Origin of the sequence: Lysinibacillus sp. CNPSo 3705 (genome assembly GCF_028674935.1) — a bacterium.
In the GTDB taxonomy this organism is placed as follows: domain Bacteria; phylum Bacillota; class Bacilli; order Bacillales_A; family Planococcaceae; genus Lysinibacillus.
Genome location: NZ_JAQZSD010000034.1, coordinates 32,627 through 46,096 on the forward strand (window position 1 = coordinate 32,627; position 13,470 = coordinate 46,096).

Sequence of the window (13,470 nt, forward strand, 5' to 3'; positions counted from 1 at the left end):
ACATACCGAAATCAAAGGAGAGATCGTGATTTGAAGAATGTCTATGTTTTATTAATGCTTTTAACTAGTTTACTTTGGGGAGGCAATTTTGTAGTTGCCAAATCTCTTGTTGATCATGCCTCTCCGTTAACATTGACGAGCTTAAGATGGCTCATTGCCGTCGCTGTGCTTCTTCCAATGGTGTGGTGGAAAGAAAAAAGATTACTTCCCTCTCGAGATGCCCTCCTCCCTTTATTGTTAATGGGTGTTACAGGTGTGGTATTGTTCAATATCTTTCAATTTTTAGCCTTAGAAAGAACGACGTCAACGAATGTTGGCTTCATATCTACATTAAATACAATTTCAATTGCGATTTTTTCAACTGTTTTACTAAAGGAAAAGATTAATGTACTTCAAGCAATTGCAATGCTACTGTCACTGTTCGGTGTTCTTCTGGTCCTCTCAAAGGGAAATTTCAACCTATTATTGTCTTTTCATTTTAATTTGGGTGATTTATGGATGCTTGCAGCTGTATGTGTCTGGGGAATTTATTCTGTGTGTAATAAATGGGCAATGAAAACGACCTCGCCACTAATGGCAACATTGTATTCAGGCATATTTGGACTTCTAATCCTATTGCCGTTTAACCTTAGGGATTTTACCATTTCTAATGTTGATCATTCTTTTATACTATCACTTTTATATACGGGGTTTATCTCCACTGTCGTTTGTATGGTACTTTGGGGCATTGGTATTCAAAAATTAGGGGCTACAACATCCGGTGTTTTCCTTAATTTCAATCCCATTTTCACTGCACTTCTTGCGTTTTTATTTTTAGGAGAGAGCATCTCATGGACGCAAGGAATTGGGGGATTGATAGTTATTATTGGATGTTTTTTATTTTCGCATTTTAAAGCAAAAACGAATCAATTAAAGAAATTCTTCTTCAAATCTAGGTCAATAAAACCCATTAACTAATCTTAGAGTAAAATGCTTCACTTAAGGTAGGCTGATTTCTCATAAGGGTCGCGTCATAAGTAATATAAAGTTAAGTATAAAAAGTTCCCGAACCTGTTTTGGGCGCTTTTTTGTATCGAACAACCTTTATTGAGTAAAAACGTCTATTCTAAAAAATAGAGATAAAACTGAGGTGACATTATGCGATTTATTTTTAATAAGATAACACTTTTTAGCATAATTTTTTTATCATTTTGTTTAATAGTAATTGGATCTTTCTTACAAATGATCCTTTTCCCTTTACAAGATATTAATTCTATAAGTAGTCAAGAGCTATTGGAATTTCAAAAAGAATATGCAATAAACTATCCCTTAGGACATGGGCTACTCAATCTAGGTCTATTTCTGATGATTTTAGTAATAATTTTATTCATGATAAAGTTAAAAATAAAATATAATAATCAAAATTAAGATTTCTAACGATCCAAACTCATATAAAGGCGTAGAACGTAGTTAATACAAGGTTTTTTGGAATTTTGCAGAAAAACGCTGCTAGTGCGCTTTCTAAATAAAATCATATATACCATTTCTTAACTTGTAAAAACGCATTATTATGAAGAGACCCTTACTGCAACAACCTTCTTCTATAAACATTGATGTATGAACGGTTTCCTTCACTTCATGGTGAAGAAAATCGTTCTTAGTCCGATCTCCTTTATTTCAGCGGAGGCTTGGACACCAGCTAAAAGAAATTAAAGTGAATTATATTTTTTCACTTCTAAAGGAATCGATATTATATATAAATCAATAGCATATGTAGTAATCGTAATCCCTTTACCTTCTTCAGTAAATTTTGCTTGAAGAAACCGCTCCGAAACTTTTCTTTTTCCCCATTTTTTAGGGAGCCATTCAAATCCTAAAAACATACTATTTATCACCTTAAAAGTATTTTATTAAACCTAGACGACAAATTTAAACTGCATCCCAATTGTTAAATCAGAATGTAGTTCGCGCTAAATAATGCTCTTTTTTCTTTTGGCATTAATTTCATTGTAAAATAAGCGGTAATTATTTTCAAAAAAGAATTCTAACACTAAGCTCGTCGTGTGTTCACTGTCTTGTCAAGATTATGCTTCAATTTATGTTGCAAATAGAATTCCTTTCCCCTCTTCCTTCGTACATGGTTTATACTCATAATAAGGTGTATTAAGTACGAATGCCGGGTACTATAACGGCTGAAAATAAAATATTCGAGGTGGAATGACGATGGAACATTGTTGTAGTGGCCTTAAAAATGAAAAGATTATTAGTTGTCCCTCTTGTAAAAATAAAGCTAAAAATGTACAACTAATAACTATTAAATCAATGATGAAACCATCAGTATTAGGATCTATAAACGCTATGAATGATCACTATTTTTGTGCTACCAAAGATTGCCATGTCGTTTATTTTGATGCGAGCAATAAAGAGTATCTTCTAACTGATATTAAGATAGATGTACATCAAAAGAATGATTCATTAAGTACACCGGTTTGTTATTGTTTTGATTGGACTAAAGAAAAAATTAAACAACATGTTGAAAATGAACTTGCTCCTAATCCATTAGAACATATTCGAGCAAATATAAAAGAACAACGTTGTGGCTGTGAGGTAAATAACCCTCAAGGTAGTTGTTGTTTAGGGAATGTTACGAAATATATAAAAGGTCTAGCCTAATGCAAAATATAGCCCATCATCATAACGTATAATTGATTTCCGTTCCAACTAGGTGCTTTGTAACTGACGCTTCGTTCACAGAGCAAAGCTACCTGGAGCGACCGCTGAGCAGCTTCACTCGCGATGCTCGCTCCATGGTCTCGGGCCAGCACGATGTTGACCACGAAGGCGTTATCACAGGATGTGATGTTTTTATCTTCGTCCCTCTACCGCTAATCCCCAAGGAATTGCCCAGTCTTCACTACAATCATCTTATTTACATGACATCCGAAAACAAACGAAACTGATTCCTCTCCAAACAAAAAGCATATAGAAACCACGATGAGTATTTGAATAGTAGTTTATATGGTTCTACGGTCCTTTTGCTTTAACCAGACTTTGATTGATATTCAATTGCCATTAATAACTGTCCTCTAATTGCTTTTCTAAAGTGTAGTACATAATCTTGAAAACTGTGAACTATGATGATAAGTCGATGACAATAACGATATTTTTAAGTGTCGTTTGCTCATCTTTTTCCACAATTTTTTATAGTTGGCTAGAATCCCCCACCTTGACCTGGATAACTCACTATAGGAATTCCCGCTAAGTGCTTCAATATCGCGATAAATAGTTCGTTTCGACACATCAAGCTTTCAACCAATTCTTGAGCTGTCATTTTTTGATGATTCACTAACAAATTTAAAATACTAAACATGCGGGTTGATTTCATTTCTTCTTGCTCTTTCAATCATTTATGGGTTATCTTTACCCTTTTGTTCAGTCTGAGCATTTTTCCAATAAGTGTTTGATCCATTACATTTTAAAGTTGCATTTTTCGGTACCTGTTTCATTATAAGAAGAAGATTTAGTAAATCAACTGACGATCCCAGCGAGTTTAGTATAATCAGGAACTTTAATGTCGTTGTTAAAAGTCCAAATGCACTGAAAATTAAAGGGAAAATTATTGAAAGTATCATAAAAGGTGCAATCGTAATGAATAGATATCTTGATTTTGAAATTTCTTCTTCCGTCATGACAAAACCCCCGAACAGAGTAAGGCCTACAGCAGTTTTTTCTGATTTCATAAAATTAGGAATGAATATCAAATGAAGTAGCTCGTGAATGATTAATAGGCAGACGATCCCCAAAATAACGCTTAAGTTAATAGTTATTGATAATCCAGCAGAAGTAAATCCAAAATCTCTCAATGAAATACTAGAAAAAATATTTATTACCCCAATAGAGATCATTGAAGCGACAATCATTAACGGGATAGATAACAAAATAGCACTTATTAAATTTTTTGGTTCTTTCATTGGAATCCAGCCATGTTTAATGAAGTCTACATGTAATTTTGGGTTACTTTTTGGCAATTTGTTTAATAGTTTCATTTAACCCCTCCTTTTATAATTTCACTTAATTGGAATATACCTTCTTTCATGTCATCGAGTGAGGCATACCCATAAGAGATTCGTATAAACTGACCCGATTTTTCAGCATAAATACTACCGGGATTTAGAAGAATATTGTTGGCTAATGCTTTTTCAAATAGCCTTTTCACTTTAAATTCAGGCTTTATTTTTACCCATATGAACAATCCACCTTTTGGGATGTCCCACGTAGCGTAAGCACTTAAATATTTATCCAGTGCATCTACAGCAATTTTTCTACGAATGCTAAGTTGTTCTCTTACTTTTTCAAGATGATCATCATAGAAATTACTAGCTAGCCACTCTGCTGCAACGAGTTGTGAAAGAGTACTTGATCCATAATCGGATTGCATTTTTAAATCTGCTAATCGATTTATGACTGACTCCGGGCCAACGATCCAACCAATTCGTAATCCTGGACTAATGGTTTTCGATAAACTCCCAACATATAATACATTTCCGTATAGATCCATTGCTTTCAATGGTTTAGGTGGTGGATTGTCAATCCATAAATCACGGTACACATCATCTTCTATAACTGGTAGCTGCTCTCTTTCACAGTATGCAATTAATTTCGCACGTCTTTCTTCTTGCATTAAGGCGCCTGTTGGATTATGGAAGGTCGGAATAGAATATAAAATATTTTTTCCTTTTTCCTTTGTCGGATAAATTGAATCGATAATAATGCCCTCGTTGTCCATTGCTAATCCTTGCAACTCCATCCCTGCTGACTCAAAAACAGTCAACGAGTATAGATAGGACGGCACTTCTAACAACACCGTCGAACCTCTTTTTAGAAGTCCAATCGAGATTAGATGTAAAGCTTGGAGCGCTCCAGAAACTACGAGAATGGACGCCGGGGACGCTTCGACCCCTCTTACCTTTAAATAGTCACTAATGGCTTGCCGTAATTTTATATTTCCTTTCGGCTCTTCATAGCCAAACGAGGTTAATTGATTCGAAACCTTTTGAACGATGGTTTTCATTTCTTCTAACGGGAACATCTCTGGTGATAACTCCCCTTTACTTAATTGAATAAGATTCGAATTTGATTCCGCTTCGTTAATCTCCTGCACCATCGAAACGCTAGGTTTATGAATGCCTAATCTGACATTTTCATTCCAGTTAGTCGAGGCTTTTGCCCCCATCAACGTCCAAGTATTATTGGTAACGACTGTTTCCTTCCCTGCTTTACCTTCTAGTAGCCCATCGGCCATAAGTTCCTCTAATGCCGTTATGACTGTACTACGATTAACCTCAAACTGTTTTGCTAAATTACGTTGACTTGGTATGGGGCTTCCGATCGCCCACTCCCCTTTAGCAATTTTTTCTTTTATAAAATCTATAATCAATTGATATTTTGGTTTTTTCATATGTACGCTCTTTTCTGAACTGGTTGGTTTTTTTCATTTTAACCTGTTGGAGAAATTTTACCAAAATCCTATTAATATTGAAAACATAAAAATAAATGGTTGGATAACGAGGTGTATTCATGTTAAAAACATTAGATCTTAAGATTATTTCTGCTCATTTCATAACAATCATAATATGGGCATCGGCTTTTCCAGGAATACGGGTGGCATTAATGGCCTATTCACCTGAACATATATCACTTTTACGATTATTAATCGGCTCATTCGTTTTAATAATCATAGCAGTTATTAGAAAAACTCCTTTGCCTGAGTTAAAAGATATCCCCATTATTTTATTACTTGGCTTTTTAGGTTTCACCGTGTATCAAGTAGCACTAAATTATGGAGAGCAAACGATTAGTGCTGGCGTTGCAAGTTTACTTGTTTCAACAACCCCAATAATAACGGCTTTATTAGCTGTATTCTTTTATCGTGAGAAGCTTAGTTTATGGGGGTGGGTTGGTTCACTTGTTGGTTTTTGTGGTGTAGCATTTATTTCTATAGGAGGTTCAAGTGAAAGTTTTACTTTTAATACTGGCATTGTCATAGTTTTAGTAGCATCCCTTTCAGAAAGTATTTACTTTGTTTTTCAACATCGTTATCTAGAAAAATACGGCGCTATTCCCTTTACGATGTACGCCATTTGGTCAGGTACTATTTTTATGCTACTATTCTCACCCGGCTTAAGTAAAGCAATAATGGATGCCCCGTTAAATGCAACATTAGTCATTTTATATCTTGGAATCTTTCCCACAATCATTCCATATTTTACGCTAGCTTATGTTACTTCGCGAACAGGGGCAGCTGAAGCAACAAGTACGCTTTATTTAACCACTGTTTTTGCATTTCTTATCGCATGGATTTGGCTTGGTGAAGTGCCGCATTTTTCTGCCATCACTGGTGGCTTGATTACTTTAATAGGTGTATTTATTGCAAACATAAAGAAAGAAGATATTCATAGAGAAAATAACAATGCACAGAGTTTAAACTAACTGGCTGTTGACAACAGGTATTAGTGTAGTTAACGCTAAACCTGTTGTCTGTTTTTTAGTATTATTAAATAATCTCACAGCACAAAATAATAGCCCTCCACATTTGTGAAAGGCAATTAGCGATTTAGCTACTCACTTGTAATAAAAATTCATCGCGTTTTGATACAGAATTTTCTCAGCTGACCTTGCATCAAACAATTCTTGAATTAGTTCAATATCGGCATAAGCAAAGGGTCTTTTTGCACGTGTGGATGGCAAATCTGTGCCGAACATTAACGCCTCTGGATTAACAGCATAAATAGATTTCAAAGCATGTCCTACATCGAGCTCCACACGACCAAAACCAGTCGCCTTAACTCGTACACCTTTTTCTACGAGGCGTAACAAATGAGGTAAGCCTTCTTCGGATAATCCCAAATGATCAATTGAAATCGCTGGTAATTTTTCAATCGTCGGTGCAATTTCAGGCAAATCTTGTGCGTCGATATATAATTCACTATGCCAACCAGCTAAATCATACACACGTCTCGCAAAATAATCGAGCTTGGATAAATTTTCAGAACCACCACGCTTCACATTGAACCGTAGTGCGCGCACACCTTTTTTATGTAAGTCCATAATCTTATCATCTGTCGCCGAAAACGGTAGTTGCGTAACACCACAAAATGCAGAACCCATTTTCTCTAAAGCATTCACTAAATAATCTTGGTCAAAACCTTGAAAAGAACCTGATACAATTGCACCACCTTCAATATGATAAGTCGCTGTTTCCTTTTGGTAATCTTCAACAACATAACTAGGTGGTATATATCCTTGATTTTCAGTAATAGGGTAATTAAAATCAATAATATGAAAGTGCGCATCAAAAATTTTCATCTTTTCGCCTCCTTTTTCTTATGTTATCAAACAAATAACATAAAAGGAATTTATGAATTCATGCGGTTATCCATAAGTTTTTCTTATCAAACTGAACAACCGTACCGTTGAAGTCTTGCACAAATCCTTATTTTGTTCTATATAAGAAATACTTTAAATAACGCTATAAAATCTGCAACAAGGAACCATATTGCATAGTGATTCTCTTGTTGTTTTCTCTTGCTTATCCAAAATAATATCATACTGATTCATACTAAAATTATTTCCAACACTGCACCTGTTTTAATGCCTATAATCATTCCCAAGTTGCCTTCTCACTTTTCGTTTTTTTATTGTAAGTACAAATTTATTACATTACTTCCTGTTATACCACATCTACGTTTTCAATATTACGAATACCTAGATACGCAATGATTACTCCAACTGCTCCAGGCCCTAATTGCAGTGGAATGAAGGTCACCAAAGAAATTTCTGGGTTATAAGCACAAGCAATTGCTACCACGAGAAGAGATGAACCAATAGTAGCCGGGACAGAATAATTACGCATTCCAAAATATAATGGAATTAAACTTGTTCCTGTTGAAGCAATAGTAAAAGGTACTATGTTTGTAGCTTCACCTACGAACTGACTTACAGTTATTGTAAATGGGACGATAGGGAAATAAGTATTTATGATCGAAAATAGACCCGCTACAACGATATTCGATATCATCGTAGTCATGAATGTTAAAAAAGCTATCAAGGTCAATTTACTAGCAATCAGTTTCTTGCGACTAACAGGATACGTGAACATAAGCAAAATTGTTCTATTTTTATACTCTTCAACAACTAGTTTCGCCATTAATACAGAGGCAAATACAATAAACGTTGCCCTCACGCTTGCACCAAGTAGTACATTTACATCTTCGTACGTTGAAATGGGTATATCCCCCTCCTTCTGTGTAATAAAAATTACGCAACACACTACTGCAGTTATCATGATGTTTGCGATCATGGCACCTTTCACATACCAACCTAAGTTACATTTTTTCAATTCCAGTTTCAGTAAATGCAGCATAGAACGAATTCTCCCTTTTCAGTTTGTTATTGTATGATAATAAAAACAACACTCATTATGTTGAATAGCAACCTATAGCTGTTCTTGAATTTATCCATTATTAAACGTAATAAATTAATAACGATAATAATAGTCACTGTCGTTTTAACAAGAATATCTAATAATAGCATTAGTCCGCCTCCATTTTTAAATCCCCACGACACAAGTTCAAAAGGACAGGCGGTCGCCACAATACAAATGATTATTTCTATAAAATAATTAGATAATCGATATTTTTTCCATCCTAGTTCTATCAGTTTAAGCATAGATTTTCTCTCCGTTCGTTTATTAAAGAAATACTCCTCTAAAGAGCTATGTTGTTAAGCGTAGCTTACATTAATTGACAACTTTTTTTAGCGCTCATAATCCGTAATAGAATTTCCTCCTTTCCTATACTTTAATTGTACGAATCGATCATCTCTTTTTTCTTACTCATTCCTTACAAAATTATTAATTGCAATAGACTAAATCAGCAGTTCTTTAAAGTGAGAGAAAATATCTAAAAAAATACCAGGCTCAAATTAATAGAGTACCTGGTATTTTGGGTTTACCTTATGACATCAGAAAATTTTGAATAGCACGACGTTCTAAATAAGGCATTTGAAGTCGTGCTAATTGTTAAGACAGAAGTATTAAAGTTCTTTCCTCAATTTAAATGATTATGTATTTAAGCCTTTACTTGACTTTGTACTGAATTCCGTTTGTTTATATTAGTAGCAATGTAAACACCTACCAGCACCATCACCATCCCAACGATTTGTATCGATGTAATTGAGCTACCATACGCAATAACTGCAAGTAATGTTGCGACTATAGGCGTCAAGTTTAAATACAAGCTTGCTTTACTGCCTCCTAAGCTCTCTACACCCTTGTTAAAAATAACATAGCCAATCAATGTCCCACAGACGACCATATAAAACATTTCAATCCAACTTTGAACCGACATATTAACTACTTGATCCCAACCGCCTTCAAATACCGTACTAATCGCTAGGAAAGTAGCACCAGATAACATCATAATAGTATTCGATAGCATTACTGGTATACCTTTAAGCATAGATTCACCCATTAATGCATAAACAACTCCGCATAAAAGTGCCCCGACAAAAAGAATATCTCCTAAGTTAAAAGAAAGAGCAAACAAATCAGACAGGGACCCTTTGACAATAACAATAATTACGCCAATCATCGATAAAGCTAAACCTATTCCAGATTTGTTATTCCATTTTTCTTTACCTAATATGAATGCCCCTAACATCGTGAATACAGGCATCGCAGCTATAATTAACGCACCATTTGTTGCTGAAGTATACTTCAATGCCGTAAAGAAAAGAGCATTATAACCAAAAATTCCGATAAAGCCAATAAATAATAAACCTTTCCATCGATTTCTAATGACTTGCCACTGCCATTCTTTCTGAATTGTGATGAATGTAACGAGTATTATGCCTGTTATGCCAAAACGTAGCGTAGCGGCAACAAGTGGTGGAACTTCCGTAATGACATGCTTCGCTGTCGCAAAGGCTCCACCCCAAAACAAAGGAACGAACAGCATTAATAAATACATGTTTCTCGATTGATTTTTATTTTCCATAATTTAACCCCTCCTAATCTTTTTAACGACGTTCATATGTTTAAATTTTTAAACATATGAACGTTGATTGTAAAAAAGAACAAATCAATAGCTTTGCTCAATCGTTTGAATTAGCTCTTTGATTTGTTTTAAAAACTCATTAGAACTTAATGAATAATATTTTTCATTCCCATTTCGGTTAAAAGTAATTAAGCCTGCTTGTCTTAAAATTTTTAAATGATGGGAAACGGCTGGTCTAGAAAGCTCTATTCTTTCTGTTAATTGATTGACATTTAGGCTATCATGTGTGAGTAATAGCATGATGATTTGTTGACGATTCTCATCACCAAGTGCTTGGAAAATGGGGGTTGATAATTTAAATTTTTCTAAAACTTGTTCTTTGTTATTGCAATTAAAATTTTCCATAATTCCCATCCCTATGTTTAAATTTTTAAACATATTTAATTTTAATTAAAAAACACAATTTGTCAAGACACTTCCATACGAAAACCCATACCAGATGGATACAGCAATCTAGCTTTTATAAAACTTTATTCAAAAGCTATTGCTCACAAAAGATTGATTTCGGTAAAGGTTCGTTACTAATTCTCCTTCAGGGCTATTCTCATCTTTAGCGAGAACCATATCTCCGACTTCTATGGCTTCGATTTTCTTCTCTCCTTCATCCGTTAAAAACTTTGTTCCTGCGAAAAGCAATTACATCTTGCTTTTTTTATTTACCTGCATTCTTAGTTCAATAAGAAAGAAAAGAGCTACTTATGCAACTCTATGATCTTTAGGGAAAGCCCCCATTACTTTATGTACATTTATTCACAAACTTAGCTGTTCGTTTGGAATAAAGTTTGATTAAAATAGAATTACAAACATTAGTTCTATAACATAAAAAAAGCTCACACTTTGAAAAAAGATTAATCAAAATGTGAGTTCAATTTATTATTAGATGATCACTTTTTTTAAAAAAAGTTCGGCTACTTACTTACTACAATTCACTCTCAATTTTTGATTGCATTCTTAAATAATGAAGTAACTCCCTTGATGCAAATTCAACAAACCCACTGATAAAATCTAACTTATCTTCTGCCAAAAAAGGGGTATACCCTTGAGGATTCCCCACATATCCTTTTGAGACAATTACCTTTGCTCTTTCGCCTCCTTCTTGCCATTGTTCCATTTCCTCTTTGTTCAATAGCCTAGGGGATAGTTCCTTGATTTTTTCTCCTCTCACCAAATCAGGGAAATGTTTCAAAAATCGAGCTGTCCCCTGCGCTCCTGCATGAAAATCAGGATAGCTCGGAGGAGGTTCAAACGAACCAAAGGAGAGATCGATATCAAAAATCAAAAATTCTTCTTGATCTTTTGTAATTCCTAACTGATTCGCTAACATATTAGCAATAACCGAACGAACATCAATATTTAGTGTTTGCCTTGTCTTTCTAATAGCTCCTATCAGCGCATCACCATGCTGTTGATCTCCGTGTACATCAATAACAAATATCCGTTTCGCTCCCCATCTGAAAAGAGATTCCCACATATCGAATAAGACTGCCTGTACCGTCTCCTTTCTTGACGTAAAAGAACCAGGAAATGCACCAGTAATATGATTTACACCAAAGTAGTAAGGAGGTGCTATTATAGATGAAATGTTCTCTTTTTCTAGCCTTTTTTTTATAGAACGACAAATATAATGACTCTCGTAAATATCAACCCCTGTTGGTAGGTGAGGCCCCTGTTGTTCAATCACACCAGTCGGTGACAGTACCACTGCACCTTTTTGTAATGCCTCTTCAATTTCAAGCCAAGTCATATCAGCAACAGTATCTTTAAAAATAGAATACATGGATTCTCCCCCATTTCTTTTATTTGAAATAAGTTATATTACTTAAGCTAAGTCTTAGGGAAAGGTGGAAAATGGCGTAGAATACTGTTAAAAGCTAAGGTGGCTGCAAGTATTAAGGAGTTCCGAAAAATAAGGGGTTTGGCACCGATTGAGACAGCTGAAAAGGATTCTCCCCTATTCACAACGAAAACTGGTAACGCTTATTTTCCGAGTTATTTGGACCAGATATTTAAGCGCGAATTTTCGAATATAGTAAGTGATAAAGTAATAACTCCCCATATTTTTCTCCATGCTTTTGCTATTATCTCACATATTTATGGAGCCGATATCTATAAGATAATGAAATCTCTGGGGCATGAAAAAATAGAAACAACAATCATTTAGATGAGAAGATTTTGGCTACTGCTCAACATGCTATTCATGAATGGGAAGCGGATCAGTTTGATGGGTATATATAAAATAATCCATTTAAGATTAAAACTTTTTGAAAAAAAAGAATTTAATGATACTATAAACTAAGGTAAATAAAAACTGCTATGGAAAATAATTCAATAGCAGTTTTTTAAATAATTATATTTATTTCTTCACAGTGTACACAAAGTAGAATTCGCCATCTGCAGCACCATTTGAAAGTAATTTTGGTGCGTCTGCAGAAGCATTCTTTGTATCTAATAAACCATCCCAGTTAGAGTACCTAGATAATTTACCCCATACACGGTTCAAATAAGGTTTGAAAGCCACATAACCTTTTTCGCCAGTTTTTAACCCTTCAAAACTAAACGTAGTAGATCTTGTAGCACTATTTGTCCATGTGAACCCTGCATTTGCTTTGATAGCATTTTTTTCAGCTGTTAGGCCGACGCTGTATGATGCTGATACAGTTGCTGAAACACTTTCACGAACTGAACATTTAGGTGTAGTACAACTAATATTAGCTGTAACTTTTTGTACTGGTCCATCGACTACTGAATGAGCAGTTCTTACAAATTTATAATATTCATAATAATCTCTTAAAGGAGCAATATCTATTAGTTGGGAATCATTCATTGGAGGTTCTACTTCTTTAATAACGTTAATTTCTGAAGGTGAAGTTTCTGTCTCTGTCTTTAGAGGTACCACATAAGCATCTAAACTTTCATCGAAAATTGATTCCACTTGCGATAGGTCGAGAGTAACATTTTCTTCAGCTGAAGCATTAGATACACCTAAACTTAGTCCAATACCTACAATTAATAAACCAAAGATATTTCTAAAAGCTTTTTTCATGATCTCCATCATCTCCTTTTTTTTATTTCACAAACATAATATACTAATATTTACAAATAATCAAATAAATGGAGGTATTTTGAATGTCAAAAAGATTTATTGCTATTTTTGGTTCCATCTTTATTGTTTTTATCTTTATTGGAATATACCTATTTTTTATGCAAAAGCCCAATCTACAAATTAAAGAATTTGGTACTGGTTCAGGAGATTATGAAGTCATAGCATTTAAAATCGAAAACAAAAGCCCAAAGGATTTAATAATAAAAGAAATTTTCATTGATAATAAAAATATTAATGAAGATACAAGAATTATTAAATATACAGATGAAATAG

General features: G+C 34.4%; 13 protein-coding genes and 2 pseudogenes. 5 read left to right on the forward strand and 10 right to left on the reverse strand.

Features of this window, described 5'->3' with window-relative positions:
• Positions 1-54 precede the first annotated feature (54 nt).
• Positions 55-957 (forward strand): DMT family transporter, encoded by a 903-nt coding sequence (locus PVA17_RS15210; protein ID WP_274068157.1) that lies wholly within the window; start codon positions 55-57, stop codon positions 955-957.
• Between the two features lie 731 nt (positions 958-1,688).
• On the opposite strand, the gene PVA17_RS15215 is transcribed toward PVA17_RS15210, so the two are convergent.
• A complete protein-coding gene (locus tag PVA17_RS15215) occupies positions 1,689-1,862 on the reverse strand; it encodes a hypothetical protein (protein ID WP_185903505.1) in 174 nt (57 codons plus the stop codon).
• A gap of 340 nt (positions 1,863-2,202) precedes the next feature.
• Here PVA17_RS15215 and PVA17_RS15220 point away from each other — a divergent pair, with 340 nt between their 5' ends.
• Positions 2,203-2,652, forward strand: coding sequence for a putative iron-sulfur cluster-binding metallochaperone (locus tag PVA17_RS15220; protein WP_132360866.1), 450 nt, complete (start codon positions 2,203-2,205; stop codon positions 2,650-2,652).
• A gap of 256 nt (positions 2,653-2,908) precedes the next feature.
• Here the strand turns inward: PVA17_RS15220 and PVA17_RS25365 are convergent.
• From PVA17_RS25365 to PVA17_RS15230, 3 genes and pseudogenes are all read right to left on the reverse strand, one after another.
• Positions 2,909-3,007 (reverse strand): annotated as a pseudogene (locus PVA17_RS25365) (WYL domain-containing protein); the annotation flags it as partial.
• Between the two features lie 379 nt (positions 3,008-3,386).
• Positions 3,387-4,025 (reverse strand): DUF3267 domain-containing protein, encoded by a 639-nt coding sequence (locus tag PVA17_RS15225; RefSeq protein WP_132360868.1) that lies wholly within the window; start codon positions 4,023-4,025, stop codon positions 3,387-3,389.
• Positions 4,022-5,437, reverse strand: a complete 1,416-nt coding sequence (locus tag PVA17_RS15230; RefSeq protein WP_274068148.1) for an aminotransferase-like domain-containing protein — start codon at positions 5,435-5,437, stop codon at positions 4,022-4,024. Before PVA17_RS15230 ends, PVA17_RS15225 begins: the two co-directional genes overlap by 4 nt.
• Positions 5,438-5,556: 119 nt before the next feature.
• Here PVA17_RS15230 and PVA17_RS15235 point away from each other — a divergent pair, with 119 nt between their 5' ends.
• A complete protein-coding gene (locus PVA17_RS15235) occupies positions 5,557-6,468 on the forward strand; it encodes a DMT family transporter (RefSeq protein ID WP_132360872.1) in 912 nt (303 codons plus the stop codon).
• Positions 6,469-6,600: 132 nt separating this feature from the next.
• On the opposite strand, the gene PVA17_RS15240 is transcribed toward PVA17_RS15235, so the two are convergent.
• The 5 genes from PVA17_RS15240 to PVA17_RS15260 all read right to left on the reverse strand — a co-directional run bounded on the left by PVA17_RS15240 (position 6,601) and on the right by PVA17_RS15260 (position 11,871).
• Positions 6,601-7,344 (reverse strand): amidohydrolase family protein, encoded by a 744-nt coding sequence (locus tag PVA17_RS15240; protein WP_274068149.1) that lies wholly within the window; start codon positions 7,342-7,344, stop codon positions 6,601-6,603.
• A gap of 364 nt (positions 7,345-7,708) precedes the next feature.
• A complete protein-coding gene (locus PVA17_RS15245) occupies positions 7,709-8,401 on the reverse strand; it encodes an ABC transporter permease (protein ID WP_274068150.1) in 693 nt (230 codons plus the stop codon).
• A gap of 706 nt (positions 8,402-9,107) precedes the next feature.
• The gene (locus PVA17_RS15250) at positions 9,108-10,034 is read right to left on the reverse strand and encodes a DMT family transporter (RefSeq protein ID WP_274068151.1); all 927 of its coding nucleotides are present in this window, start codon (positions 10,032-10,034) and stop codon (positions 9,108-9,110) included.
• Positions 10,035-10,118: 84 nt separating this feature from the next.
• Positions 10,119-10,439: an ArsR/SmtB family transcription factor gene (locus tag PVA17_RS15255; RefSeq protein ID WP_274068152.1), complete on the reverse strand. Its 321-nt coding sequence runs from the start codon at positions 10,437-10,439 to the stop codon at positions 10,119-10,121.
• 574 nt (positions 10,440-11,013) lie between these two features.
• Positions 11,014-11,871, reverse strand: coding sequence for a creatininase family protein (locus PVA17_RS15260; protein ID WP_274068153.1), 858 nt, complete (start codon positions 11,869-11,871; stop codon positions 11,014-11,016).
• Between the two features lie 69 nt (positions 11,872-11,940).
• Between PVA17_RS15260 and PVA17_RS25375 the strand changes: the two are divergent.
• Positions 11,941-12,255 (forward strand): annotated as a pseudogene (locus PVA17_RS25375) (tyrosine-type recombinase/integrase); the annotation flags it as partial.
• Between the two features lie 192 nt (positions 12,256-12,447).
• Here the strand turns inward: PVA17_RS25375 and PVA17_RS15265 are convergent.
• On the reverse strand, positions 12,448-13,137 hold the full coding sequence (locus tag PVA17_RS15265; RefSeq protein ID WP_274068154.1) for a DUF6060 domain-containing protein: 690 nt from the start codon (positions 13,135-13,137) through the stop codon (positions 12,448-12,450).
• An 83-nt stretch (positions 13,138-13,220) separates the two neighbouring features.
• Between PVA17_RS15265 and PVA17_RS15270 the strand changes: the two genes are divergently transcribed.
• Positions 13,221-13,470: hypothetical protein (locus PVA17_RS15270; protein WP_274068155.1), on the forward strand; the 250-nt coding region annotated here is incomplete at its 3' end.

Bases quoted from the DNA above. Each gene is read 5' to 3' on its own strand.
- PVA17_RS15220 (WP_132360866.1), top strand. From the start codon at position 2,203: ATGGAACATTGTTGTAGTGGCCTTAAAAATGAAAAGATTATTAGTTGT.
- PVA17_RS15250 (WP_274068151.1), bottom strand. From the start codon at position 10,034: ATGGAAAATAAAAATCAATCGAGAAACATGTATTTATTAATGCTGTTC.
- PVA17_RS15225 (WP_132360868.1), bottom strand. From the start codon at position 4,025: ATGAAACTATTAAACAAATTGCCAAAAAGTAACCCAAAATTACATGTA.
- PVA17_RS15245 (WP_274068150.1), bottom strand. From the start codon at position 8,401: ATGCTGCATTTACTGAAACTGGAATTGAAAAAATGTAACTTAGGTTGG.
- PVA17_RS15255 (WP_274068152.1), bottom strand. From the start codon at position 10,439: ATGGAAAATTTTAATTGCAATAACAAAGAACAAGTTTTAGAAAAATTT.
- PVA17_RS15215 (WP_185903505.1), bottom strand. From the start codon at position 1,862: ATGTTTTTAGGATTTGAATGGCTCCCTAAAAAATGGGGAAAAAGAAAA.
- PVA17_RS15240 (WP_274068149.1), bottom strand. From the start codon at position 7,344: ATGAAAATTTTTGATGCGCACTTTCATATTATTGATTTTAATTACCCT.
- PVA17_RS15260 (WP_274068153.1), bottom strand. From the start codon at position 11,871: ATGTATTCTATTTTTAAAGATACTGTTGCTGATATGACTTGGCTTGAA.
- PVA17_RS15235 (WP_132360872.1), top strand. From the start codon at position 5,557: ATGTTAAAAACATTAGATCTTAAGATTATTTCTGCTCATTTCATAACA.
- PVA17_RS15210 (WP_274068157.1), top strand. From the start codon at position 55: ATGCTTTTAACTAGTTTACTTTGGGGAGGCAATTTTGTAGTTGCCAAA.
- PVA17_RS15230 (WP_274068148.1), bottom strand. From the start codon at position 5,437: ATGAAAAAACCAAAATATCAATTGATTATAGATTTTATAAAAGAAAAA.
- PVA17_RS15265 (WP_274068154.1), bottom strand. From the start codon at position 13,137: ATGAAAAAAGCTTTTAGAAATATCTTTGGTTTATTAATTGTAGGTATT.